The organism is Denitromonas halophila (assembly GCF_007625155.1).
In the GTDB taxonomy this organism is placed as follows: Bacteria; Pseudomonadota; Gammaproteobacteria; order Burkholderiales; family Rhodocyclaceae; genus Nitrogeniibacter; species Nitrogeniibacter halophilus.
Window position 1 is genome coordinate 111,687 of the sequence record NZ_VMNK01000002.1, and the last position, 25,268, is coordinate 136,954.

At 65.2% G+C, this 25,268-nt stretch carries 22 protein-coding genes; 7 read left to right on the top strand and 15 right to left on the bottom strand.

The window, feature by feature from the left end; translation table 11 throughout:
- Positions 1–47: 47 nt before the first annotated feature.
- Positions 48–1,697 (top strand): acyl-CoA synthetase, encoded by a 1,650-nt coding sequence (locus tag FHP91_RS01365; RefSeq protein ID WP_144307908.1) that lies wholly within the window; start codon positions 48–50, stop codon positions 1,695–1,697.
- A gap of 226 nt (positions 1,698–1,923) precedes the next feature.
- Here FHP91_RS01365 and FHP91_RS01370 read toward each other — a convergent pair whose 3' ends face one another.
- The 5 genes from FHP91_RS01370 to FHP91_RS01390 are packed head-to-tail and all read right to left on the bottom strand — an operon-like array spanning position 1,924 to position 5,692.
- Positions 1,924–3,201 carry a dihydroorotase gene (locus FHP91_RS01370; protein WP_144307909.1) on the bottom strand — a complete coding sequence of 426 codons (1,278 nt, stop codon included), beginning with the start codon at positions 3,199–3,201 and terminating at the stop codon, positions 1,924–1,926.
- Between the two features lie 25 nt (positions 3,202–3,226).
- The gene (locus FHP91_RS01375; RefSeq protein WP_144307910.1) at positions 3,227–4,186 is read right to left on the bottom strand and encodes an aspartate carbamoyltransferase catalytic subunit; all 960 of its coding nucleotides are present in this window, start codon (positions 4,184–4,186) and stop codon (positions 3,227–3,229) included.
- Positions 4,179–4,682 (bottom strand): bifunctional pyr operon transcriptional regulator/uracil phosphoribosyltransferase PyrR, encoded by a 504-nt coding sequence (gene pyrR / locus FHP91_RS01380; protein ID WP_144173830.1) that lies wholly within the window; start codon positions 4,680–4,682, stop codon positions 4,179–4,181. Before pyrR ends, FHP91_RS01375 begins: the two co-directional genes overlap by 8 nt.
- Positions 4,666–5,124 (bottom strand): Holliday junction resolvase RuvX, encoded by a 459-nt coding sequence (gene ruvX, locus FHP91_RS01385; RefSeq protein ID WP_144307911.1) that lies wholly within the window; start codon positions 5,122–5,124, stop codon positions 4,666–4,668. The genes pyrR and ruvX overlap by 17 nt, the downstream gene beginning before the upstream one ends.
- Positions 5,117–5,692: a YqgE/AlgH family protein gene (locus FHP91_RS01390; protein ID WP_144307912.1), complete on the bottom strand. Its 576-nt coding sequence runs from the start codon at positions 5,690–5,692 to the stop codon at positions 5,117–5,119. Before FHP91_RS01390 ends, ruvX begins: the two co-directional genes overlap by 8 nt.
- Before the next feature lie 96 nt (positions 5,693–5,788).
- On the opposite strand from FHP91_RS01390, the gene FHP91_RS01395 reads away from it, so the two are divergent.
- Positions 5,789–7,237 carry a cryptochrome/photolyase family protein gene (locus FHP91_RS01395; RefSeq protein ID WP_144307913.1) on the top strand — a complete coding sequence of 483 codons (1,449 nt, stop codon included), beginning with the start codon at positions 5,789–5,791 and terminating at the stop codon, positions 7,235–7,237.
- 19 nt (positions 7,238–7,256) lie between these two features.
- Here the strand turns inward: FHP91_RS01395 and FHP91_RS01400 are convergent, their stop codons facing one another.
- The 6 genes from FHP91_RS01400 to FHP91_RS01425 form a co-directional block, all read right to left on the bottom strand.
- Positions 7,257–12,893: a hybrid sensor histidine kinase/response regulator gene (locus FHP91_RS01400; RefSeq protein ID WP_144307914.1), complete on the bottom strand. Its 5,637-nt coding sequence runs from the start codon at positions 12,891–12,893 to the stop codon at positions 7,257–7,259.
- A gap of 31 nt (positions 12,894–12,924) precedes the next feature.
- Positions 12,925–15,060 (bottom strand): methyl-accepting chemotaxis protein, encoded by a 2,136-nt coding sequence (locus FHP91_RS01405; protein WP_144307915.1) that lies wholly within the window; start codon positions 15,058–15,060, stop codon positions 12,925–12,927.
- A gap of 45 nt (positions 15,061–15,105) precedes the next feature.
- Positions 15,106–15,618, bottom strand: a complete 513-nt coding sequence (locus tag FHP91_RS01410; protein ID WP_144179731.1) for a chemotaxis protein CheW — start codon at positions 15,616–15,618, stop codon at positions 15,106–15,108.
- A 10-nt stretch (positions 15,619–15,628) separates the two neighbouring features.
- Positions 15,629–15,994: a response regulator transcription factor gene (locus FHP91_RS01415; protein WP_144307916.1), complete on the bottom strand. Its 366-nt coding sequence runs from the start codon at positions 15,992–15,994 to the stop codon at positions 15,629–15,631.
- A gap of 11 nt (positions 15,995–16,005) precedes the next feature.
- Positions 16,006–16,401 (bottom strand): twitching motility response regulator PilG, encoded by a 396-nt coding sequence (gene pilG, locus FHP91_RS01420; RefSeq protein WP_144308011.1) that lies wholly within the window; start codon positions 16,399–16,401, stop codon positions 16,006–16,008.
- A 98-nt stretch (positions 16,402–16,499) separates the two neighbouring features.
- Positions 16,500–16,652 carry a rubredoxin gene (locus FHP91_RS01425; RefSeq protein WP_144179788.1) on the bottom strand — a complete coding sequence of 51 codons (153 nt, stop codon included), beginning with the start codon at positions 16,650–16,652 and terminating at the stop codon, positions 16,500–16,502.
- 248 nt (positions 16,653–16,900) lie between these two features.
- Here FHP91_RS01425 and FHP91_RS01430 point away from each other — a divergent pair, with 248 nt between their 5' ends.
- Genes FHP91_RS01430 through FHP91_RS01450 form a run of 5 tightly spaced genes read left to right on the top strand, consistent with a single transcriptional unit; the run spans position 16,901 to position 21,267 of the window.
- Positions 16,901–17,695 carry a bifunctional hydroxymethylpyrimidine kinase/phosphomethylpyrimidine kinase gene (locus FHP91_RS01430; RefSeq protein WP_186301409.1) on the top strand — a complete coding sequence of 265 codons (795 nt, stop codon included), beginning with the start codon at positions 16,901–16,903 and terminating at the stop codon, positions 17,693–17,695.
- Positions 17,692–18,345: a thiamine phosphate synthase gene (thiE, locus tag FHP91_RS01435; protein WP_144307918.1), complete on the top strand. Its 654-nt coding sequence runs from the start codon at positions 17,692–17,694 to the stop codon at positions 18,343–18,345. The genes FHP91_RS01430 and thiE overlap by 4 nt, the downstream gene beginning before the upstream one ends.
- Before the next feature lie 42 nt (positions 18,346–18,387).
- Positions 18,388–19,671 carry a glutamate-1-semialdehyde 2,1-aminomutase gene (gene hemL / locus FHP91_RS01440; protein ID WP_144307919.1) on the top strand — a complete coding sequence of 428 codons (1,284 nt, stop codon included), beginning with the start codon at positions 18,388–18,390 and terminating at the stop codon, positions 19,669–19,671.
- A 40-nt stretch (positions 19,672–19,711) separates the two neighbouring features.
- A complete protein-coding gene (locus FHP91_RS01445) occupies positions 19,712–20,317 on the top strand; it encodes a TetR/AcrR family transcriptional regulator (protein WP_144307920.1) in 606 nt (201 codons plus the stop codon).
- 35 nt (positions 20,318–20,352) lie between these two features.
- Positions 20,353–21,267 (top strand): alpha/beta hydrolase, encoded by a 915-nt coding sequence (locus FHP91_RS01450; RefSeq protein WP_144307921.1) that lies wholly within the window; start codon positions 20,353–20,355, stop codon positions 21,265–21,267.
- Here FHP91_RS01450 and mgtE read toward each other — a convergent pair.
- From mgtE to FHP91_RS01470, 4 genes are all read right to left on the bottom strand, one after another.
- Entirely contained in the window at positions 21,217–22,653 is a 1,437-nt protein-coding gene (gene mgtE, locus FHP91_RS01455) for a magnesium transporter (RefSeq protein ID WP_144179739.1), read from the bottom strand. The genes FHP91_RS01450 and mgtE overlap by 51 nt on opposite strands.
- A gap of 96 nt (positions 22,654–22,749) precedes the next feature.
- Complete coding sequence (mtgA, locus tag FHP91_RS01460) at positions 22,750–23,442, bottom strand: monofunctional biosynthetic peptidoglycan transglycosylase (protein ID WP_144307922.1); 693 nt, start codon at positions 23,440–23,442, stop codon at positions 22,750–22,752.
- A complete protein-coding gene (aroE, locus tag FHP91_RS01465) occupies positions 23,439–24,272 on the bottom strand; it encodes a shikimate dehydrogenase (protein ID WP_144307923.1) in 834 nt (277 codons plus the stop codon). The genes mtgA and aroE overlap by 4 nt, the downstream gene beginning before the upstream one ends.
- Positions 24,273–24,327: 55 nt before the next feature.
- On the bottom strand, positions 24,328–25,263 hold the full coding sequence (locus FHP91_RS01470; RefSeq protein WP_144307924.1) for an energy transducer TonB: 936 nt from the start codon (positions 25,261–25,263) through the stop codon (positions 24,328–24,330).
- Positions 25,264–25,268 lie beyond the last annotated feature (5 nt).

Below are 25,268 nucleotides of genomic sequence, written 5' to 3' on the forward strand. Positions count from 1 at the left end.
GCTGCGGTTCATCGCCGCGTGTTCAGGGCTCTTGAGGGAGATTGCGCATGGTCCATGATCAGTACGCCGAGCGCTACGCTGCGCATCGCTGGAAAATTCCCCCGACGTTCAACATTGCCGACGCCTGCTGCCGGCGATGGGCCGATGCGCCCGAGCGCACGGCGATTCTGTCCGAAGACGCGGAGGGGCATCAGGCCAGCTACAGCTATATCGACCTGATGCATGCGGCCAATCGGCTGTCGAATGCCCTGCGTGCGCGGGGCATTCAGGCCGGTGACCGGGTGGCGATGGTGATGCCGCAGCGCTTTGAGGCCGCGGTGTCCTTGATCGCCCTGTTTCAGCTCGGTGCGGTGGCCATGCCCTTGTCAACATTGTTCGGCCCGGAGGCCATGGCCTATCGCCTGCAAGACAGCGATTCGGTTGCGGCGATTGTCGATGCGCGCGGCATTGAGACGCTGACCTCGGTGCGTGCCGAGTGCCCCGCGTTGAGTACGCTCATTTGTGTCGATTGCACGGCCGACGATGGGCTGGACTGGACGACGCTGCTGGCAGCCGCGAGTGATGAATTTCCGTGTGAAGTCACCGCGCCGGACGACCCGGCGGTGCTGATCTACACCAGCGGCACAACCGGTGCGCCGAAGGGCGCACTGGTGCCGCATCGCGCCATGCTCGGCAATCTATCGGGCTTTGTCGCCAGTCAGAACGGCTTTCCGCAGGTCGACGCGGTGTTCTGGTCGCCGGCCGACTGGGCGTGGACCGGCGGTCTGTGGGACGCCTTGCTGCCGACGCTGTACTTTGGACAACCGATCGTCGCGTACAGCGGCCGCTTCTCGCCGGAGGTGGCGCTGTCGTTGATGGCGCGCTATCGGGTGACACATACGTTTCTGTTCCCGACGGCGCTCAAGGCCATGATGAAAGCCTTCCCCGCACCGCGGGCGCAGTTTGACCTGCACCTGCGCGCCATCATGAGCGCTGGCGAGGCGGTGGGTGATGCGGTGTTCGACTGGTGCCAGTCGGCGCTGGGGGTGACGGTCAATGAAATGTTTGGTCAGACCGAGATCAACTACATCGTCGGTAACAGCGCCACCGAATGGCCGGCGCGGCCCGGTTCGATGGGGCGCGCTTACCCCGGCCACCGGGTGGCCGTGATCGACGACGCCGGACGGGTACTGCCGCCGGGCGAGGAGGGCGAGGTGGCGGTGCATCGCCTGGACATTCACGGCGATCCCGATCCGGTGTTTTTCCTGGGCTACTGGAAGAACCAGGAGGCGACGGAACGAAAGTATGTCGATGGCTGGTGCCGAACGGGCGATCTGGCCACCCAGGATGCCGAGGGCTACCTCTGGTACAAGGGCCGGGCCGATGATGTGTTCAAGGCCGCCGGCTACCGGATCGGGCCGGGCGAGGTGGAGAACTGCCTGGTCAAACACCCGGCCGTCGCCAACGCTGCCGTGGTGCCCAAGCCGGACCCGGAGCGGGGCGCGGTGGTCAAAGCCTTTGTGGTGCTGGCCGAGGGTTTTTCGCCCAGTCCAGCGCTGATTGATGCGTTGCAGCAACATGTGCGTGGCCAGCTGGCGCCTTATGAATATCCCAAAGAAATCGAGTTTCTTGATGCCCTGCCGATGACCACCACCGGCAAGGTGCAGCGGCGTGTGCTGCGCTTGCGTGAGTTGGCCAAATCGGAAGATCAAGCATAGGCGGTCAATTCGGCGGCGATTCGGTCAGTGTGCGCTGATGCTTTAGCTGCAGAGTCGGACATTGGACGAAAAAAAGCCCGGGCCAGAGACCCGGGCTGAATCCACACCAAATTGTTGCGCGTGGAGGAGACGGCTCAACCATAGCGCGTTTTGTGTTGCGGTGCAACAAAACGCGATGCTGCCATGGTGAATTTCGTCTCATGCGCGCACGAAGGGGGTGGATTTTTCAGGGCTCGGCGTACATCACCTTGCCCTCGACCACGGTGTAGCAGACCTTGCCAGGCAGGTTGTGGCCCAGAAATGGCGTGTTCTTGCCTTGGCTGCGCAGTCGTTCGCGGGTGACGGTGGTTTCGCCTTCCGCATCAAAAACACAGATGTCCGCCCGTGCGCCGAGGCTCAACTGACCCGCCTTGGAGCCGATGATTCGCGCCGGGTTGATGGTGACGCGGCGTAGCGTTTCGAGCAGGCTGAGCTTGTGGCTCCGGCCCCATTTCAGGGCGAGCGGCAGCAGCAGTTCGATGCCGGTGGCGCCCGGTTCGGCTTCGGAGAAAGGCACCTGTTTGGCGTCGTCGTCGATGGGCGAATGGTTGGAGCACAGTGCGTCGATATCGCCAGTGGCCAGGGCGGCTTGCAAAGCGTCGCGGTCGCGCTGGCTGCGCAGCGGCGGGTTGAGGCGGCAATGGGCGTTGAAGTAGCCGATGTCCATGTCGGACAGGTGCAGATGGTTGATCGACACGTCGCAGGTGATGTCCAGGCCCTCGGCTTTGGCAGCGCGCACCAGTGCCAGGCCTTCGGCGCTGGACAGACGGGTGATGTGCAGCTTGGCGCCGGTCAGGCGGGCCAGTTCGATGTAGGTGAACAGGGCGATGGTTTCGGCCGCGGTGGGAATGCCGGGCAGGCCGAGGCGGGTAGCGACTTCGCCGTCATGCGCGACGCCCTCGTGACCAAAGCGCGGGGCGATGGGCTGCAGCCAGACGCGATAGCCAAAGGTGGCGGCGTATTGCAGCGCGCAGAACAGCACCTGGGTGTCGACGATGGGGGTGTTGGCCTGGCTGAAGGCGACGCAGCCGGCGTCGACCAGCTCGGCCATTTCGGACAGGCGCTTGCCTTCGAGCCGCTCGGTGAGCGCGCCGACCGGATACACATGGGCGCGGTTGAGCTTCTTGGCGCGATAGCACAGCATTTCGACCAGACCGGGTTCGTCCAGCGGGGGGTCGGTGTCGGGCGGGATGGCCAGGCTGGTGACGCCGCCGGCCATCGCGGCTTCCATTTCGGACTCCAGCGTGGCGAGGTACTCGAAACCGGGTTCGCGCAGTCGGGCGGCGAGGTCGACCAGGCCGGGGCAGATGATCTTGCCGGTGGCGTCGATGTGGCGTGTGGCGGAGAAGCCGTCGGGCGCGCTGCCGATGCCGACGATTTTTCCGTTGGCAACGAACAGGTCGCGCTGTTGGTCGATGTCATGGGCCGGATCGATGAGCCGGCCGTTGGCGATATGGATCTTCATGAATGTGCTCGAATTCTGTGCGGGTTCAGTTGCTGCCCAGCATGCTCATGACAGCCATGCGGACGGCAATGCCGAAGGTGACCTGCGGGAGAATGACGGCCTGGGTACCATCGGCGACGGCCGAGTCGATCTCGACGCCGCGGTTCATGGGGCCGGGGTGCATCACGATGGCGTCGGGGCGGGCGACGGCGAGTTTTTCGGGGGTGAGCCCCCAGACCTTGAAAAACTCCTGGCCGCTGGGTAGCAGCGGGCCGCTCATGCGCTCGTTTTGCAGGCGCAGCATCATCACCACGTCGACATCGCGCAGGCCTTCGCGCATGTCGTGGAAGACGCGCACGCCGAGCTTGTCGAGGTCGGTGGGCATCAGTGTTTTCGGGCCGATGACCCGCACCTCGGGCACACCCAGCGTGGTCAGCGCGGCGATCTGCGAGCGCGCCACCCGCGAGTGCAGCACATCGCCGACGATGGCGACCACCAGACCGGTGAAGTCCTGCTTGTAGTGGCGGATGGTGTACATGTCGAGCAGCCCCTGCGTGGGGTGTGCATGACGGCCGTCGCCGGCGTTGATGACATGGATGTCGTGACGGCGGGTGTTGTGCAGGTGCTCGGCGATCAGGTAGGGCGCGCCGCTGGAGGCGTGGCGCACCACGAACATGTCGGCCTGCATCGCGCACAGGTTGTCGACGGTGTCGAGCAGGGTTTCGCCCTTGTTGGTCGACGAGGTCGCCACGTTGAGGTTGATGACGTCGGCCGATAGTCGCTTGGCGGCGATCTCGAAGGTGGTGCGGGTACGCGTCGAGTTCTCGAAGAACAGGTTGAAGATGCTCTTGCCGCGCAGGATGGGCAGTTTCTTGATCTCGCGCTCGGCCACTTCGGTGAAGGGTTCGGCAGTGTCGAGAATGGCGGTGAGAATCTCGCGCGGGAGGCCGTCGAGGGACAGCAGGTGCTGGAGTTCGCCGTGGGCGTTGAGTTGGGGGTTATGCATCGATCAACCTCAGGGACAGGCTGCCGTTGTCGGCTTTTTCGAGTTGCAGGTTTTGCTTGCCACCGAGTGGCGTGGCCAGGGTGTGGCCGCAGAAGCGGGCGGCGATGGGCAATTGGCGTTCGCCGCGGTCGACCAGTACGGCCAGATCGACCCGTGCGGGGCGGCCGTAGTCGAACAGCTCGTTGAGCGCGGCGCGGGTGGTGCGGCCGGTAAACAGCACGTCGTCGACCAGGATGACTGAACGCCCTTCCATGTCGAAGGGGATGTCGGAGCGGCGCAGCTGCGGGTGCAGCCCCTTGGCGGCGTAGTCGTCGCGGTAGAAGGACACGTCGATGGTGCCCAGCGGGTGGCGGATGCCGAGCGCCTCGTGCAGCCGTTCGGCCAGCCAGGCGCCGCCGGTGTAGATGCCGACCAGGGCGGTGTCGTCGTTAACATGGGGCGCCATCTGTTCGATCAGCGCCGCAAACAGGGTGTCTGCGTCAGGCAGTTGGGGCATGGGCGGTTTGGTCCAGGTAGTGCTGAAGAATGATTTGGGCGGCCACGGCGTCGAGCATCGGTTTGCGGTCGGCCCAGCGGCGCTGGCCGGCGTCGGCTAGCTGGCGCTCGGCCTCGGCCGAGCTGAAGCGCTCGTCGATGAGGGCCACGGGCAGTCCGAAGCGGCCGCCCAGTTGATTGGCAAAGCGACGACAGCGCGGGGTGAGTTCTTGCGGCGTACCGTCTTCCGACAGCGGCAGGCCGACCACCAGCTGCACCGGTCGCCATTCGTCGATCAGGCGGGCGATGGCCTCGAAGCGTGCGGTATTGGCTTCGACGGTGAGGGTGGTCAAGGCATTGGCGCGGCCGGTTTCGAATTCGCCGACGGCGATGCCGACGCGTGCCAAGCCGAAATCAAAGCCAAGCAGCGAGCCGCGCGCGGGCCGCGCCGCGCCTTCAGGCATGACCGGCGGACTCGGACAGATTGGCAAAGTCGATGCCAAGCAGCTGCATGGCGGCGGCAAAGCGCTCTTCGGCGGGCAGGTCGAAGACGATGCTCAGATCGGCCGGCGCGGTCAGCCAGGCGTTGTCGGCCAGTTCCTGTTCGAGCTGGCCGGCATCCCAGCCGGCGTAGCCGAGGGTGACCAGCACCTCCAGATCACAGCCTTCGGTGGCCATGGCCTGGAGAATGTCTTTTGAGCTGGTCAGGCCGACTTCGTCGTTAACCTTGAGCGTGGCACTCCAGTCGCCAGCCGGGCGATGCAGTACGAAGCCACGATCGGTTTGCACCGGGCCGCCAAAATAGACTGGCTGCTGGGCGTAGCGGTCGCTCTCAAGTGCCATGTCGACTCGCTCGAACAGTGTGGCCAGGCTCATGTCGATGGGGCGATTGACGATCACGCCAAGCGCACCGCCGTCGTTGTGCTCGGCAATATAGGTGAGCGTGCGGGCAAAATTGGTGTCCGCCATACTGGGCATGGCGATCAGGAAGTGGTGGGTCAGGTTCATGTCGGGGGTCGTCACACCGTGCATTTTAAACGCACGGATTTTCCGGGGAAAGCGCAGCGCACCCGGTTGGGCGCCTTGTCAGCCACAATTTACACTGAAGCACGGTAAGGAGCAGGATGAATGGGGCAAAAAGCATTGGTATGGTTCCGGCGCGACCTGCGTCATTTCGACCACGCGGCCTTGTATCACGCGCTACGCGACTGCGCGTCGGTGTTCTGTGTGTTCGTGTTCGACCGCGACATTCTCGATGCGCTCCCCTCGCGTGAGGATCGTCGGGTGGGTTTCATCCATGCTGCGCTGGTCGAGCTGGATGCGGCCTTGCGCGCCGCCGGCGGCGGCTTGGTGGTGCGTCATGGCCGGGCTGTCGACGAAGTACCCCGACTGGCGGAAGAACTTGGTGCGGATGCGGTGTATGTCAATCGTGACTACGAGCCGCAGGCCATCGCGCGAGACGCGGCCGTGGCGAAGGCCTTGGCGTCAGCGGGGCGGGCGCTGCATGACTTCAAGGATCAGGTCATCTTCGAGCAGGACGAGATCCTGACCAAGGGCGGCACGCCGTACAGTGTGTTCACGCCGTATCGACGTGCATGGCAGGCGGCGCTGACGCCGGATCGACTGCAGTCGTATCCGGTGGGAGATCACCTCGCGGCGTTGTGCCCGCCGCCCGCCGGTGCGGCGCTGCCGACACTGGATGCGATCGGTTTTTCGGCGGGTAATCTGTCGGAACTGCCGATGCCGACCGGCATGTCGGGGGGCGAGGCGCTGTTTGCCGACTTTCGCGATCGCATCGACAGGTATCGAGCGTTGCGCGATTTTCCGGCGCGAAAAGGCGTGTCCTATCTGTCGGCGCACTTGCGCTTCGGTACGGTGTCGATCCGCCAGTTGGCGAGCTATGCCTCGTTTCAGGGGGGGCAGGGCGCGGAAACCTGGTTGAGTGAGTTGATCTGGCGGGAGTTCTACCAGATGGTGTTGTGGCACCGGCCGGAGGTGGTCGATCACTGTTACCGGCCGGTCTATGACGCACTGCAGTGGGACGACTGGGCGGAAGGTTTTGCGGCCTGGTGTGCCGGGCAAACCGGTTATCCGCTGGTCGATGCGGCGATGCGGCAGCTCAATCAGAGTGGCTACATGCACAACCGGTTGCGCATGATCGCGGCGTCCTTCCTGACCAAGGACCTGGGGATCGACTGGCGTGCCGGCGAGCGCTATTTCGCGCAGCAGCTGATCGACTACGATCTGGCGGCAAACAATGGGGGGTGGCAGTGGGCGGCGTCGACAGGCTGCGATGCGCAGCCGTGGTTTCGCATCTTCAACCCGGTCACGCAGTCCCAAAAATTTGATCCGGCGGGTGCGTTCATCCGGCGCTATGTGCCGGAACTGGCGGCAGTACCGGATCGCGACATCCATGCGCCGTGGACGCTGCCGCCCCTGACGCAATCGGCGCTTGGCATCCGGATCGGTGAAACCTATCCGGCACCGATTGTCGATCACGCCGAGGCGCGCGCACGAACCCTGGCCCGGTTTCGGGCGGTCACACCGGCCGATAAGGCATCGGCCGGCGCATCGTGATGCGTCGGCCGGCGGTGGGTCAGTGTTTGGCGGGGCCGGTGTATTCGCGAATCAGGGCGAGCAGTTCTTCTTCCTGGTAGGGCTTGCCGAGGTAGTGATCGACACCGATCTGGCGCGCGTATTCGCGGTGCTTGTCAGCCAGTCGCGAGGTGATCATCACGATCGGCACGGCCTTGAGGCGCGCGTCGTTGCGGATATTGCGCGCCAGATCGAAGCCGTCCATGCGCGGCATCTCGATGTCCGACAGGATCACGTCAGGCAGGGTGTCGAGGAGCTGTTCGAGCGCATCGACACCATCCTTGGCGGTGACCACGCGGAAGCCTTCGCGTTCGAGCAGGCGGCCGGTGATCTTGCGCACGGTCAGCGAGTCATCGACCACCATCACCGTGGGGTCGACGCTGGCGGCGACCGCTTTGGTGACCGGCAGGGCGGTGTCGGTGCCTTGGCTGGCTTGCACGCCGGCCAGTGCGACCGGGTTGATGATGAGTACGATCTCGCCGTCGCCAAGCACGGTGGCACCGGTGTAACCCACCAGGCGGGCAAGCTGCGGGCCGGCCTTCTTGACCACGATTTCCTGGTTGCCGCGCAGCGCGTCGACATGCAGCGCGAGCGTCTGGGTGCCTGAGCGCAGCAGCAGCACCCAGTTGAAGCGTTGTGCCTCGGGCTGGGTCTCGTTGTCGCCGAGCAGGCGCGGCAGGTAGCGGTAGCGGTAGTCGGTGTCTTGCCAGGTCGTGCCGCCTTCAGCCTGCAGGGCGGCCAGCGGGGCAGCCTTGAGTTCCATCACCTGCGCCACCATGTTTGACGGAATGGCATAAGTGCGTCCGGCGGCGCGCACCAGCAGCGCCTGCGTGACGGCCAGGGTGAGCGGCAGATAGAGGCGGAACCGGGTGCCGCTGCCCTGCGTGGAAGTGACATCGATCCGACCGCCGACGGAGGCGGTTTCGGACTTGACCACGTCCATGCCCACACCGCGGCCCGACACGGCCGACAGGCTGCCTGCCGTCGAAAAGCCGGGCAGGAAGATCAGGTTGGTGAGGCGGCTTTCGTCGGCGATTTCGTCGGGGCCAAGCTGGCCGTTTTCGCGGGCACGGGCTTCAATGCGCGCGAAATCGAGACCGGCGCCGTCGTCGATCATGTCGATGACCACTTCGTTGCTTTCGTGGCGAACGGTCAGCTGGATTTCGCCGATCTCCGGTTTGCCGGCGGCCTTGCGTGCTTCGGGCGTTTCGATGCCGTGGGCAATGGCGTTGCGCAGCAAGTGTTCGATCGGGCTGGTGATGCGTTCGAGCACCGAACGGTCGAGCTCGATACGGCCACCGCGCAGGTCGAGGTTGGCACGCTTGCCGAGGTCTTTGGCGCTCTGGCGAACCACGCGGTAGAGGCGGTCGGCGAGGCTGTCGAAGGGCGTCATGCGAACCGACATCAGCGCCTGTTGCAGGTCGCGGTTGAGCCGGCCTTGCGAGGTCAGGGCGGCGTCGGCGCCGTCGAGGTTGCGCAGCAAGGTGTGCTGCACGGTGGTGACGTCGTTGACGCTCTCGGCCATCATCCGGGTCAGTTCCTGCAACCGGGTGTAGCGGTCCATCTCGAGCGGATCGAACTCGGCATGTTCGGACTCGGCTTGCGCGATGCGGGTCTGCATCTGCGTGTCGGCCTGGATTTCGAGTTCGCGCAGCTGGTTGCGCAGACGAATGACGTTTTCGGTCAGGTCGAGCAGGGCGCGGCGCTGAGTGCGCAGCTCGCCTTCGACCCGGGTGCGGGTGATGCCGATTTCGCCCGCGTCGTTGACGAAACGGTCGACCAGATCGGCGCGCACCCGCAGTGTGCCGCTGGTGGCGGCGCCAACGTCGTCGGCGGTGATGGCGACGGACTCCGCTTCGGGGGTAGCGGCATCGGGTGTTTCAAGCATGGGCAGGCCATGCGCCAGGCGATCCAGATATTGCTGCGCGATGTCGGCGCCCTGGTCGAGACTGTCGAACAGCTCGTCGGTGGCCGTTTCGCTGACTTCAAGGCGACTTTCGAGGGCGTGCAGGTGCTCGCCGAGGCTCATCGCCCCGGTCATGCGTGCGCTGCCCTTGAGGGTGTGCAGCAAGCGGGCGACGGCGCCGGCTGCGTCGGCGTCGGCGGGCTCGGCGCGCCAGCTGCGCAGCGCAGCGCCCAGTTCGCTCAACAGATCCGAACATTCTTCCAGGAAGATCGGCAAGAGCTGTTCGTCGATGTCGTCGTGAACATCGAGAACGTCCGGCTCCGGCGGCGGGCTGTACCCGGCGGGTGCGGTGGGTGCGTCGGTGGCGGCCAGGGCGGTGCTGTCGGGAGCGTCCAGAGCGGCGGCAGCCTCGTCGGCTGGGGCTGGCGTCGCGCTGTCGGGTTCGGCGCTGGGGCGCAGCAGGGCGTCGAGCTGAGTCTCCAGCATGGGCGCGGGCAGCGGCTCGATGCCTTTGATGATTTCGCTGACCATCGCATCCAGCGTATCGGAGGCGGCGCCGAGGACGGCGGTTTGATCTGCGCTGGGGGTGCACTCGGTGTCGATCAGCCGGGCGAAAGCGTGTTCGAGCGCGCGCCCGAGGCTGAGGGCACCATTGAACCCCGCCGTGCCGGAAATGCCGGCCAGGGTGTGTGCCGCGCGCAGGGCTTCTTCCTGCGGCATGCGGGTGGGGTTGGCTTGAAGCTGTGTGATTTCGCGGTGCAGCGTGGCGAGATGCTGACGTGCTTCGTTGATATACAGCTGATAGAGCGGGCGCGAGAGCGTCACGCTGCCGACCGTGAGCGTGTCGCTCTCAACGGGGGCTTCAGGCTCAGGCTCAGGCTCAGGCTCAGGCTCAGGCTCAGGCTCAGGCTCAGGCTCAGGCTCAGGCTCAGGCTCAGGCATGCGCTCGGCATCCGGCGCGGCGTCGCTGGCGACGCTCATGTCGGCAGCGGGTTCGATTGTGCTTGCCGCTGCGTCAATGGCCGCATCGGTGTCGGTGGGTGCGTCGGCGATGGCCGGGGTGTCGATGTCTTCGAGCAGTTCGAGATCGGCGAGTTCTTCATCGTCGGCGTCGGAGGCCGTGGCGCTGTCGTCAGCGGAGATAGGCTCCAGCGGGCTGTCGTCGGGGCCTTCGTCGACGGTAAAGCCGTCAAGTGTCGGCAGCGACAGATCGGTGCTTTCCAGATCGGAGATGTCGAGGTCGGTGTCGGTCAGGTTGAGTGACAGTTCGCTCGGTGTTTCTGTCGAGGTGTCGACCTCGGTGTCAGGATCGGAGGTGTCGTCGGCCTCGGTCAGTGCGTTTTCTGCGGCGCTGTCAGCGGTGGCTTCAATGTCGTTCAGCGTCGGGGCGTCTTCGCCCGGCGACTGTTCGCTGTCTTCGGGACGCTCGATACTCATCAGGCGCGTGGCTTCGGCCACCATGCGCTGAGCGTCGTAGGCGGTGCTGCCACCGGCCACCAGCTGATCCACCCAGGCCGAGAAGACGCCGTGCGATTCGCCAAGCAGTGCATGCAGCGCCGGGGTGGGCGACCAGTCGAATTGCAGCCAGCGGTTGAGTGCCTGCTCCATCGACCAGGCGGCTTCGCCCAAGGCGTTGAGACCGACCATGCGGCCGGAGCCTTTCAGGGTATGGAAGCCGCGGCGGATGATGGTTAGCGCGTCGGAATCGGCCGGGTTGGCGCGCGAGGTTGCCAGATTGGTGGCAATGTTGCCGAGGACTTCGCGGGCTTCTTCGATGAAGATCTCGAGCAGTTCGGCGTCGATTTCTTCATCGCTGGCGGCCAGCAGCTGGCTGGCTTCGGCAGAGGGGGCAGGCACCGGCACGGGCGCTTCGGGGCGATCCTCTTCGTGCTCAATGGCGGGTTCGACGACGGGCTCAAGCGCTTGCGGACCCGGCTCGGTTTCCGGCTCGGTGGCAGGTGTCTCGGCGCTGCTGGGCAGATCCGGCAGCGGAACGTCGGCCGTCGGCAGCTCTGGTGCGGCGTCGGGCGCTGAGGCCGCCGTGTTCGCGCTATCGGTATCGGCGGTGTCGTCTTCGACATAGCCCACCAGATGGTGGCGCTCGGGGCGTCCGCGGCGCAGGCTGTCGATATAGAAGCCCAGCGCCGAGAGTTGGTCGGCGAGCGGCTCGAACAGTTCGGTGTCGGGCGTCTGCTCAGTGTCCAGAAACTGGGCAATCATGGCTTCGCAATCGCTCAGCGCATTGTGGGCATCCTGCTCGTCAAGCAGGGTGAGAATGGACTCGACTTGCTGCACCGGCGCGCGGATGCCGGAGAGCACATCGCGCTTCTCGGGGTGGCGGAAGAAGCTGTCGAGCGCTTGTTCGACCTGCGCCAGGCTGACCTGCATTTCCTTGCACAGTTGGGCAACCGCGCTGTGCTCCTGGGCCATTCGGGCGGCATCGCTGACTTCGCTTTTGGCGACCGATTCGCCGCGCGAGCAGGCTTCGATGCGCACGATCGACTCTTCGACCTGGGTCGAGAATGCCGGATCGGGCACGCGGCCGGAATTGAGTGCGTTTTCGGCCAGCAGCAGGGCCGAGGCCACTTCCATGGAAATGGCCTCACTGAGGCGCAAGGGGTCTTTGCGTAGCCATTGCGCGAAGGCCGACAGCGTGGTCATCAGGCGCACGAAGGCGGGGCGGCCGAGTTTGCGTGCCGCAGCGGCAAGCGAACCCATGCGATCTTCGAAGTTTGGCAGGGCGGCGGCCGTGCCTTCGGCGAACTGATCCCAGGCTTCTTTGGCAAGGCCGAGCTGGCCGCGCAAGTCTGTCAGCAGCGGCGCCAGGGGTTGTTCGCTGATCGCGGCATTGGGCGGCGGCAAAAGGGCGGGAAGCCGGTACAGCGCGTGGAGTGCCTTGATGAGCGGCGTGGTGGCCGGGGCGCGGGCCACCACGTATAGGGCGTCTCGGTGCAGGCGCTCGGAGACTTGCCCGCTCCCGGCCAGCAAGCGGCGGATCTGTGCGTCGATCCGGCTCCCGAGGCGGCGAACATAGGGCGAGTTCTGCACATGGCCTTCGGCCAGCGCGTCAAAGAAAGCCGTGGCCGCCAGCCACAGCGCGCGGCTGTTTGACTGGGTCTGGCGTGATTCGATGCCGGCGACGGCATCGCGCATCTGCATCGGACCGGCGGGATCGCCCGGCTTTTTGATCCATGCGAGCATGCCGCGCTGAAACTGAATGCGCAGGCCGCGCAACAAGCGGGTTTCGGTAGCGCTGTCGAGCGTTTGCGGTGCGACGCGGCGGGGGACGGCGGTGCTCAGGTCGGGAAAAAACAGATCGCCTTCGCTTGGCGCTTCCACACCGCGGGCCAGCGCGATACGCGCGTGCAGGCGGGCCAGGCGCAGGGCCTGGTCGGGCGCGCCGTGGGTCAGCTCGTCCAGATAATTGCCAATGGCGGCAATGGCACGGCGGCACAGGTCGGCCAGCTCATTGGAGAACTCGGGCTCGCCGCGGGCCAGATCGCCCAGCAGTTTATCGACGCTGTCGGCAAACTGGGTCAGACCGTCCAGGCCGATGATCGACAAGGCGCCGCGCGCCTGGTGCAGATGCGATTGCGCAAACTGCAATTGGGTCGTGCGCTCCTCGTCGGCAACGGCCTTGTCGATGGCCTCCAGGGCGCGAGCGAGCGCTTGGTCGATTTCTCCCTTGACCCAGGTGAGGGGGCCAAGGTCGTGCTCAATGACATGACTCATGCGTGCTGCCTCGTGGCGCGGGCGTTCCGGATCAAACCTTGAAGCCGGAAACGGACCCTTTCAGTTCGACGGCCAGATCGGCCAGTTCGCCAATGGATACGGCGGTTTGCTTGGTGCCGCGGGTGGTCTGTTCGGTAATGGCCTGGATGCCGCGCATGGACTCGGCCACGCGGGTGGCGCTGGCGGCCTGGCGTTGCGTGTCGGTGGAAATCTGTTCAATCAGCGAGGCGGTTTCGGACGACACGCTGCGGATCTCGACCAGGGCCTGACCGGCAGAGTCGGACAGGGCGGCACCGGCCACCACGTCGCGGGTGGCGGTTTCCATGGCGGATACCGCGTCCTGCGTGTCGGTCTGAATGGTCTTCACAATCGCCGAGATCTGCTTCGTGGCTTCGGCCGAGCGTTCGGCCAGTCGCTGCACTTCTTCGGCAACCACCGTAAAGCCGCGGCCTGCTTCGCCGGCCGATGCGGCCTGAATGGCGGCGTTGAGGGCGAGTACGTTGGTCTGTTCGGTAATGTCGGAAATCAGTTCCACGATCTCGCCAATTTCTTGGGACGACTCGCCCAGGCGCTTGATGCGCTTGGAGGTCTCCTGGATCTTTTCGCGAATCTCGTTCATGCCCTTGATGGTGTTTTCCACCGCGTCACGGCCTTTGTTGGCCGAGTCGAGCGAGCGACGGGCCACCTGGGCGGACTGCATGGCAAGTTCGGAGGCTTCAGTCATGGAACGGGCCATCGACTGCACGGTATCGCCCACTTCTTCGAGTTCTTCGGACTGCCGCTGCGCGGCGCTGAGCAGCTCGTTGGAGGTGCGGCGGGCGGCCTCGGTGGCGCTGGTGACTCGGCCGGCCGCGTCGTTGATTCGACGCACCAGCACGGCGAGCTCTTCAACCGTGTAGTTCACCGAGTCGGCAATGGCGCCGGTGATGTCTTCGGTCACCGTGGCGCGGATGGTCAAGTCACCGTCGGCGAGGTCGCCCATTTCGTTCATCAGGCGAAGAATGGCCTGCTGGGTCTGGTTTCGCTCGTCTTCGGCAGACTTCTTCTGGCCTTCGGCTTCGAGCTGTCGGGCGCCGAGGTCGTCACGATACATTTTGACCATGGCGATCAGGGTCAGCACGGCCAGCGCACCAACGACGGCAATGGCCAGCGGCAGGGTGCCGAAACCGCCGTAGTAGTCGGCGTAGCTGCTGGTCAGCTGGTTGGCCTGTTCGGACAGCGGGCGGGCGTTGTCGATGATTCGGCGGCCGGCCTGCTTGGCCTGCACCAGATACTGAATGTTGCCGAGAATGCCGGAGACCGCGGCCAGACTTTCGTTGGCGACGGTTTCCAGTTCGGCAAGTTTTCCGCGGGTGGTGCCATCGGGCGTCATCTCTTTGAGCTGACCGAGAATCTCGCGGAAGCTGTTGGTGTCCTTGCCGAGCAGGAAGGCCACTTCGGGGTCGATGGCGTCAGCGACGAGCAGTGCGTTGGCATTCTTGGCGATCCGCTGGGTCAGCATCACCAGCCGGTTGGCAGTGGCGATTTCGCGGGCGCTGGCGCCACCTTGCAGCTTGAGCGCGGCCACTTGCTCGGTGATGTCGAGCAGTAGCGCGTTCTTTTCGTTAATGGTTTCCACCGAGGTGCTGAGCGTGGTGAGGTTCTTCTCTTGCGCCAGCAGCAACTGGGTGTCTTTGTCGGTCTTGGCCCAGATGGCGGCCAGACTCTCGAGCGGCGCCGCGAACGGGGCGGGGCTGGCCGGCACGGCGCTGTCGGCTTTGGCCGGGCTGACCTGACCCCCGGAGGTGACGGCGGCGAGGAGACGGTCGAATTCAGCGCGGCCGTTGCGTAGTTCGGCAAACGCGGCGGCATCCCCTTGCAGTGAGAGCTGACCAGACTTGGCGGTCTGCTCCGAGAGCATGCGCATTTCACCGGCGGCGAACAGGTAGGACGTGGCGTTGGCCGCTTGTTGCGTCTGCTGGTAGATCAGGACGCCGAGGGCGATGACGAGCACGAGCAGGACCGCGCCCAGCAAGCGAAGTTGATCGGCGATCGGGCGTTTGCCCAAGATGGCCAACCCTGGGCGCGCGGCCGATGCGTTACCGGCTTTTTGCGAGGCCTCGGACTCCATGATGGTGGGGGCCTGGGCGGCTGCGCCTTTCAGGGAAGAGGTAGTCGTTGTTGCCATGGCGTTCGCTCCGTGTGGATGGGCGAGGTCAGAAAGAAGGCGAAGTCAAACTGCGCTTGCTTCGAGGAATTCGGTGTTCGTGAGCAGTTGCGGGACGTCGATGTGCTTCCAGCGGCGACCGTGCAGATCGTTCACGTGGCGAGGAATCCACGCCACGGGGGTTTCCGGTGTGTCACCGGGTTCAAAGTCTTCGGGGCTGCGCAGGCCGACCGTGTTGCTGACCAGCAAGGCGCAGTTGGCGCCGTGTCGGGCGCCGATCAGGACGAGCCGGGCGGTGCCGGCCAGCGAGGTGGTGGGGCCGCCGCAGAAGGCTGACAGGTCGATGACCCCGAACAGCGTGCCGCGCACATTGGCCAGGCCGCGGAACCACGGCTGGGTGAGCGGGACGCTTGCTAGCGGCGGGACGGACAGGATTTCGCCCGCGTCAGCCAGGTCAACCAGCCATTGTTCGCCGCCGGCGGTCAGGCCCAGCAGGTCGCGCCGCGGTGCCGATTGTGCATCGGCGAGGCGTCGGACAAGGCTTTCCTGAAATTCTCTGAGGCTGATGCGCTTGGCCATGCGGGGCGGCTCAGCCGATGGCCTTGATGCGGGCCAGCAACTCGGTGTGGTCGACCGGCTTGACGAGGTAGTCGTAGGCGCCCTGGCGCATACCCCAGATCTTGTCGGTTTCCTGGCCCTTGGTGGTGCAGATGATGACCGGAATGGCGCGGGTGGCTTCGTCGCGCGAAATGGTGCGCGTGGCCTGGTAGCCATTCATGCCCGGCATGACCACATCCATCAGGATCAGGTCGGGCAGTTCGCTCTTGCTCTTGGCAATGCCTTCTTCGCCGGTTTCGGCGGTGATGACCTGGTACCCGTTTTTGGTCAGCGCTTCGCTCAGTGCGTAACGCTCCGTCGGGGAGTCGTCGACGATGAGAATTTTCTTGATCGGCATGGAAGTTCAACTCACTCGGTGGATTGGAGGGGCGTGCCATGCTTGGCAACGGCCCGCAGCAGACTGTCCTTGGTAAAAGGTTTGGTCAGGTATTCGTCGGAGCCGACCATACGGCCGCGCGCCCGGTCGAACAGGCCGTCCTTGGAGGACAGCATGATGACCGGGGTCTTGGTGAGGCGGGCGTTTTTCTTGATCAGGGCGCAGGTCTGATAGCCGTCGAGGCGCGGCATCATGATGTCGACAAAAATGACATCGGGTCGGTGGTCGGCAATTTTCGCGAGGGCGTCGAAACCGTCTTCGGCGAGCACCACCTGGCAGCCCGCCTGCGCGAGAAAAATCTCAGCACTGCGTCGAATGGTGTTGCTGTCGTCAATCACCATTACTTTCAGTCCGGTCAGATCAACCATAGTCACCCTGCGTATCGGTTTGCGCTGCTCATGGAGCGCTGCACGAAGTCTTGTCGTGTATCACTATCGGACAATCATTTCGCATCTTGAGCGAAAGTTTAGATTTCGACCATTTCGAAATCTTCCTTGCGCGCTTCGCACTCGGGGCAATTCCAGTTCGGGGGAATGTCTTCCCAGCGGGTTCCGGGCGCAATGCCTTCGTCTGGGAGTCCGGCGGCTTCATCGTAAATAAAGCCACAGATCAGGCACATGTAGGTCTTGAAATCAGTCTCGAGCATCGGTGTTCGCGTCTGCCTCGTCCGAGTCATCCTGCTCCGCCAGCGGGTGGCGCCAGCGGAAAAGGAAGCTCGTGTCTCGTGTGTGTTCTTGTCCCGATTCCGCGGTAACGGCTCGCTCACGCTGAGACGGGCGCGGGATGCTAAAATTTGCGGCATCTTACCGTATTTTGCTGCGCATGCCAGTGTGCAGCGGTCCGCCCGGCTCGAGGCGGGAGACATCAATGCGTCATGTTGCTGCTGTTCTAGTTGTCGGCCCGGCCGACCCGACCTCCGCTGCCGGCGTGACTGCCGATGTCCTGACCATCGCGTCGCAGGGGGCCTATCCGCTGAGTGTCGTTTCGGAAATGTGCCTGCGTGACACCGCGCAATTCGACGCGCGCATCGCGCTTGACCCCGAGCTCGTGCTTGAGCAGGCGCGGATGATTCTCGAAGACGCGCCGGTTGCCGCGATCAAGCTGACCTTGCCAGGCTCGGTTGATATGGTGGTGGCGCTGGCCGGGCTGGTGTCAGACTACGGGAACGTGCCGCTCGTGATCGAGGCGCCGTCGTTGATTCTGAACGAAGATGACACCGACGACTCCCCCTTGTCTGCTGCGATCGAGCTCTTGTTGCCGCAGGCGGCTGTGCTGGTGGGTGACGTCGCGGTCTGCCGTCGCCTGGTGAGCTCGGCGTTTGAGGGGGACGAGTCGCAGTTGAGCGTCGAAGACCTCGGTGCCGCCTTGTGTGCGACGGGTGCGGACCATGTGTTGTTGCTCGGCGGTGCTGCCGGCGTGCAGGTGGTGCACGTTTTGCATGGGTCGTCGGGTGTGGTTCGTCGTGATGTGTTCGAGCGCGCTTCGGTGCCGGTGCTGGGCCTGGCCAGTTCCGCGTCGGCGGCGCTGGCGGCGAGCCTGGCCGAGGGGCTGGGTGTCCCCGCTGCCGTGCAGGCAGCGCTGCGTTGTGCGCATGCCGCCGAAGGCCGACACTTCCGCCTGGGCATGGGCACTGCGGTGCCTGGTCGTGGGACGCGCAAATGAGCGTCGCGACACCCCCGATGCGCGGCCTGTACCTGGTGACCCCAGACTGGGACGACAGCGCGCGCCTCTTCAGCGCGGTTGACGCCGCGTTGGCGGGGCAGCCGGCTCTGCTGCAATACCGCAACAAGTCGACGGACGCCGCCCGGCGGCTGAACGAGGCCTCGCGGCTCGCTGCACTTTGCCGGCGCGCGGGTGTGCCCTTCATCGTCAACGACGATCTCGAACTGGCGCTGCGTGTCGAGGCCGACGGCGTGCATCTTGGCCGGGACGACGGCGCGCTCGAGAGGGCGCGCGAACGCCTGGGCGCCGACCGGATGCTCGGCGTGACCTGCTACAACGATGTGGCGCGGGCGGAGGCCGCCGAGGTGCTCGGCGCCGATTATGTGGCCTTTGGCGCCATGTTTCCGTCGCCAAGCAAACCGCAGGCGGTGGTCGCCACGCCGGCCGTGCTGTCGTTGGCGCGCCAGCGTTGCGCGGTGCCGGTCGCGGCCATCGGTGGCATCACGCTGGAGAACGCCGCGCCGCTGGTCGCAGCGGGTGCGGACTTGCTTGCGGTGATCAGTGATGTTTTCATGGCGGCCGATGTGGCCGCGCGCGCGGCGGCGTATGGCGCCCTGTTTGATGGTGCGACACCGCCCGCCAGGCCCTGACCGCGCACTGCGGATTCAAGAACACCTTATCTGGAAGAACTCATGAGCCGAAACGAAACCTTGTTCAACCGCGCCCAAACCGTGATCCCCGGCGGCGTCAATTCTCCGGTGCGCGCCTTCGGGTCGGTCGGCGGCTTCCCGCGCTTCATCGCGCGGGCCGAAGGCTCACGCATGTGGGATGCCGACGGCGCGGCCTATATCGACTATGTCGGCTCCTGGGGCCCGGCCATCGCCGGTCATGCCCACCCGGCCATCGTCGAGGCGGTGCGCGAGGCGGCGCTGAAGGGCTTGTCCTTTGGCGCGCCGACCGAGGCGGAAGTGGAGATTGCCGAGGAACTGTGTGCGCATCTGCCCAGCCTCGACATGGTGCGCCTGGTCAGCTCCGGCACCGAGGCGACGATGAGCGCCATTCGTCTGGCGCGTGGTTTTACCGGCCGCGACACCATCATCAAGTTCGAAGGCTGCTACCACGGCCACGCCGACTGCCTGCTGGTCAAGGCCGGCTCGGGGCTGCTGACCTTTGGCAACCCGTCGTCCGGCGGCGTGCCCGACGACTTCGCCAAGCACACCCTGGTGCTCGACTACAACAACCCCGAGCAGCTCGAAGAAACCTTCCGCGCCAAGGGCGACAGCATCGCCGCGGTTATCGTCGAGCCCTTCGCCGGCAACATGAACCTGATCCGCCCGAGCGACCGCTTCCTGCATCTGCTGCGCCAGCTGTGCACCGCGCATGGCACCGTGCTGATTTTTGACGAAGTGATGACCGGTCTGCGCGTTGGCCCGCAAGGTGTGCAAGGTCTGGTCGGCATCACGCCGGACCTCACCACCCTGGGCAAAGTCATCGGCGGCGGCATGCCGGTGGGTGCCTTTGGTGGCCGTCGCGACATCATGGAAAAGATCGCGCCGCTCGGTTCGGTGTATCAGGCTGGCACACTGTCTGGCAGTCCGGTGGCCGTCGCTGCCGGACTGGCGTCGCTCAAATTGATCCAGGCGCCGGGCTTTTACGAAGCGCTCGAAGCGCGCACCGTGCAACTGGTCGAGGGCCTGCAGGCTGCTGCCAAACGCCACGGCGTCACTTTCTGCGCCCAATCCTTTGGTGGCATGTTCGGACTGTATTTCGCCGACGCGTTGCCGCAGTCCTTTGCTGACGTGATGGCCTCTGATCGCAACCGCTTCAACCAGTTCTTCCATGCCATGCTCGACGCGGGCCATTACTTTGCGCCCTCGGCCTTCGAAGCCGGCTTTGTCTCGGCCGCCCATACCGAGGCGGACATTGACGCTACCATCGCGGCAGCGGATCGGGTGTTTGCCGGCATGGCGGCGTAAAAGCCTTGATAAAAGAACGATCGTTCTATAGTGTGAGCGCATGAACAAAGGCGAACGTACCCGGCAAACCATCCTCGATGCGGCAGTGGCCATGGCTTGCGAAGCAGGCTTCGAGTCGCTGTCGATCGGGGCGCTGGCTGATCGGGTCGGCATGTCGAAGAGCGGACTGTTCGCCCACTTCGGCTCACGCGAAGACTTGCAGATCGCCGCCATCGAGGCGGCGGCCGCACGTTTTACCGAGCTGGTCTTCCTGCCGGCGCTCAAGGCACCACGCGGGGTGCCGCGTCTCGAAGCCTTGCTCGGCAACTGGCTGACCTGGGTCGACCGGGGCGGCTGGGGCGGCGGTTGCCCCTTGCAATCGGCCGCGCTGGAATTCGATGACAAGCCCGGCCCGGTGCGCGACGTGGTGATTGCCCATTATCGGCAGCTGGAACGAGAGCTCACGCGCACCGTGCGCTTGGCGGTGGAGCAGGGCGAGTTCCGTGCCGATCTCGAGCTGAGTCAGTTCGTGTTCGACATGCTGGGCATTGTTTTCGTTACCTACTACCGGCGACGCCTGCTCTCCGATGCGAACACGCGCGCCATGGCGCTGCGCAGCTTCAACGATCTGATTTCACGTAGCCGGACGATACCGGCAACCCACTGATCCCGTCCGGGATAGGCGATCTGACAGAGAGAGGCATGATGAAAACTTTGCCAAAAAATAGCACGACCGATCGTATTGAATTGCTGACCCCCGCGCAACGCCGCTGGGTATCGCTCAGCGCGCGGCTGTTTCCGGGCTGGACGGCGGGCAAGGCCGAGGCGCTGCTGCTTCGACCACCGCGCAAACGGGGGCGGGCGGGTGAGGTGCTTAGTGCCTGGGGCCAGCGCGAGACCTTGAGCGTGGGCGGCCACGCGATGGCGGTGTGGCATTTCGGCGAGGCCGGGCGGCGGCGCGTGGTGCTGGTGCATGGCTGGGGCGGGTATGGCGCGCAACTGGCCACCTGGGTGCCGGCTTTGCTGGCGCGTGGGTTTGCGGTCAGCGTATTCGACCAGCCTGGCCATGGCGACAGCGATGGCCAGGCGGGGATCTTGCCCGACTTCATTGCCGGCTTGCGAGCGGTGATGGCGGTGGTGCCCGATGTGGCGGCCGTGGTGGCGCATTCGATGGGCGCCGCCAGTGCCTTGCATGCGGTGCGCGAGGGCTTGCCGGTGGATGCCCTGGTGTTGATTGGCTCGCCGGGCTCCTTCGACATCCACCTGGAAAGTTTGTCTCGGCGGGTTGGTCTGGGGCGGCGGGCGCATCACTCGCTACGCGGCCGACTGGAGCGTCGCTATGTGCCAATCGTTGAAATGGATGCCTTGCGCGACCTGCCCGTGGCGCGCACGCGTGCCCTGTTTGTGCATGACGAGGATGACTCGGAAGTCGACTTCAGCCATCTGGCACGACTGCATGCCGCCTGGCCGGGGAGCGAGACGATGGCCACCCACGGCTACGGGCACCATCGGATCCTGCGCGCGCCGGAGGTGATCGCGAGATCGGTGGACTTTCTGGAGGAGGCCCTAAAGCAAAAAAATCGAGGCCAGCCCAAGGAAGATGAAGAAGCCGCCTGAGTCGGTGCAGGCGGTGATCATCACGCTGGCGCCGAGGGCCGGGTCGCGCCCGAGGCGCTGCATGGTGGTCGGGATGATGACGCCCATGCTGGCGGCCAGCAGCAGGTTGAGCGTGGTCGCCAGGGTCATGACCAGACCGAGTTCGGCGTTGCTGTACAACAACCAGGCCATCACGCCGAGCAGGCCGCCCCACACCAGGCCATTGATCAGGGCGACGCCAACTTCCTTTTTGAGCAGGCGCTTGCCGCTCTCGTGGCTGATCTGGCCGACGGCCATGGCGCGCACGATCATGGTGATGGTCTGATTGCCGGAGTTGCCGCCAATGCCCGCCACGATGGGCATCAGTGCGGCGAGGGCGACCAGTTTCTCGATGGCGCCTTCGAAGACGCCGATCACCCGCGAGGCGATGAAAGCGGTGACCAGATTGACCGCCAGCCAGGCCCAGCGGTTGCGCACCGAGTCGAGCACCGGGGCAAAGATGTCTTCTTCTTCGCGCAGACCGGCCTGATTGAGCAGTTCGGCTTCGGATTCTTCGCGGATGTAATCCACCACCGCGGCCACGGTTACGCGGCCGATGAGGCGGTCGTCGGAGGAGACCACCGGCGCCGACACCAGATCGTAGCGTTCGAAGGCGGTGGCGGCATCCTCGGCCTTGTCGTCGGGGCGTAGCAGCAGCGGATCATCATTCATGATCTCCGATACCAGTGCGTCCGGGTCGCACACCAGCATGCGCCTGAGCGAGAGCACGCCGCGCACGGCTTCCTCGCGGTCGACGACATAGAGCTTGTCGGTGTGGTCGGGCAGTTCGGTAAAGCGGCGCAGGTAGCGCAGCACGACTTCCAGGCGCACGTCTTCGCGGACGGTCACCATGTCGAAGTCCATCAAGGCACCGACCGTACCTTCGGGGTAGGACATGGCGGCGCGCAACTGGGCGCGCTCTTCCACGTCCAGCGACAGGTACACATCCTCCATCACCGCGTCGGGCAGGTCAGGTGCAAGGTCGGCCAGCTCGTCAGCGTCGAGTTGCTCGGCCGCGGCCTTGAGCTCCTCGTGCGCCATGGTTTCGATCAGGGACTCACGCACCGCATCGGAGACTTCGAGCAGGATTTCGCCGTCACGCTCGGCCTTGACCAGATCCCAGACGAACAGACGCTCGTCCACTGGCAGGGCTTCAAGGATGTAGGCGATGTCAGCCGGGTGCAGCTCTTCGAGCTTTTGCGTCAGTTCGGCCACATGCTGGCGATGGACCAAGGCGTCCACCAGCTCGTGGCGGGGCATCTCCTGGCGGTGCACGAGGGTCTCGACCAGCGACTGCCGGCGCAGCAGGTCTTGCACCTCTTTCAGGTGCGCCTGGACATTCTCGCGAGGCTGCTCGAGTTCGGACATGACGTGGATTCCGCGGCGCTGAAGGGGGCGGCCGGTTTTGGCGGGGGCCATTGTACGTGCTTTGCCCGGGGGGCGCGATGCCGGTTTTTGGCCGGATCAGGGCACTTGCGATCGGTGCATCCGGGCTTGTATGCGCTCGGCGTGGGCGGCCAGACGGGGGCCGAACTGGCGCTCGTAGCGGCGCGGGTTGGGCAGCATCACGGCCAGTCGCGCCGCTTGTGCCGGGCCGAGCGAGGCGGCCGGTTGGCCGAAATAATGGCGCGCGGCGGCCTCGGCGCCGAACACACCGCGCCCCCACTCGACCACGTTGAGATACACCTCAAGAATCCGCCGCTTGCTCCAGGTGGTCTCGATCATCAGGGTGACAATCGCCTCTTGCGCCTTGCGCACATAGCTGCGCGAGGGTGGCAGAAACAGGTTCTTGGCCAGTTGCTGGCTGATCGTCGAGCCGCCCGCAACGGCGGCGCCACGCTTTTGATTCTTTTCGATGGCGCGCTGGATGCCTTCCCAGTCGAAGCCTTCATGTTCGAGAAAGCGATCATCCTCGGCGGCCACTACGGCTTGCTTGAGGTGACGGGAGATCTTGGCGTAGGGCACCCACTGGTGCTTGAGCCGGGCGTTGGGGTCGCTTTCGCGCAGGACAGACAACTGGGTGGACATGAAGCGGGTCATGTCCGGGTCGTTGCGGGTCCACCACAGCACATGCGCGAAAATCCAGCACTCGTAAAGGACGAAGGCCGCCAGCAGGAGCAGCAGTGCGCCGCCGGTCCAGCGGCCGATGGCTTTCATCCGCCCGCCAGTGTCGCGCGCTGTGCGGCGAGTACCGGGGCAGTGTCGGGACGGACGCCGCGCCAGATCAGGAAGCTCTCCGCCGCCTGTTCGATGAGCATGCCCAGGCCGTCGGCCACGCGAGCCGCGCCGGCGGTAGACGCCGCGATCAGGAAGGCGGTGGGCTCGGCGCCGTACATCATGTCGTAGGCCAGGGCGCCGGGGGCGTAGACGGTGTCGGGGATAGCCGGGGCGGCGGACGACAGGCTGGCCGAGGTGGCATTGATGATGACGTCGAAGGCGTCGCGGCCGAGCTCGTCGAAGCCGCTGGCGGTCAGCGTGAGCGCGCCGGCCAAAGCTTGGAACTGCGCGACCAGTTCCGCCGCCTTGGCGGCTGTGCGATTGGCCAGATGCAGGCGTGCCGGGCCAGCTTCGATCAGTGGTTGGAGCGCGCCGCGCGCCGCGCCGCCCGCGCCGAGCAGCAGCACGCGCCGGCCCGCCAGCGGGCAGTCGAGATTGGCGATCAGGTCGCGCACCACACCGACGCCATCGGTGTTGTCGCCATGGATGCCGTCGGCGCGAAAACTGAGCGTGTTGACCGCGCCGGCGGCTTGGGCGCGAGGCGACAGGTGGTCGGCCAGCGCGAAGGCTTCGAGCTTGAAGGGCACGGTCACGTTCATGCCGCGGCCGCCCGCGGCGATGAAGTCGCGCACGGTGTCGGTGAAACCGTCGAGCGGGGCCAGGATGCGCTCGTAGGTCATCGCCTGTCCGGTCTGCGCGGCAAAGGCGGCGTGGATGGACGGAGATTTGCTGTGGGCGACGGGGTGGCCGATCAGGGCGTAGCGGTCCATGGGCTCGGGGGCGTTTGATAAAACGCCATTTTATCGTTGCTGGCCAGTGTACCGGCTATTTGGCGCTGGTCTCGAGCGCGTCCGCGTTGGTGAAGCTCCAGGTGCGGGTGATTTCGACAATGTCGGTGTCTTTGCGGATGCTGGCCGGGAAGGCCGAGAAGGGCGCCGCCAGCTCGACGATGCGCCGGGCGGCGTTGTCGAGCACTTTGTGGCCGGAGGAGCGATGGATGTTGATGGATTCGACGCTGCCGTCGGCTCGGATGACCACCGACATCAGCAGGCTGCCGTAGAGCTTGCCGCGGGCCGAGTCGGGGTAGTTGAGCGTGCCGACGCGCTCGATCTTGAGGCGCCAGTCTTCGACATACTGCGCGAAGCGGTATTCCTTGGTGCGCGCGCCGATGAACTTCTTGCGCGGGCGCTTGGCGTATTCATTGAGGTTCTTGTCGATCTTGGCTTCGAGTCGGGCGATGGCGGCGGCGCTGTCCATCAGCTCGGTGCCCGAGAGCTCGCGCGGGGTCTCGGCCGGGGCGTCGCTGTTTTTGACCACGGGCTGCGTGGTCGGGCGGGCCTTTTTGGCCTCGGCCACCAGTTTGCGCTGGGCCGCTTCGAGCGCTTCGACCTTGCGCTTGGCGTCCATCAACTGGTCGCCGTCCTTTTGCTTTGGTTTGGGCGGCACCGGCGTGCTGGCCATCTGCTTGGCGTCGGTATTGCCGCCGCCATCGAGGTTGGCCTGCGCCAGCGCTTCGGCCTTGTCGGGCGCGCGCGCGTGGCGGGCGTTGACCAGTACCACTTCGAGGCCGCTGTCGCGCTTGAACGCCTTTTTGATGTCGGGAAACTCGAAATGCAGCGACAACACCGCGGCGTGCAATAAAAAAGAGATGCCGAAGGCGATGATCACCGCCGATGAGCCGCGCCGCGCCCATGCATGCGCCGACGGCCGCGGGGCCGCCTTCTTGGCGCGTGGTGTCGGGGCTTTGACGGCTTTGATCATGACAA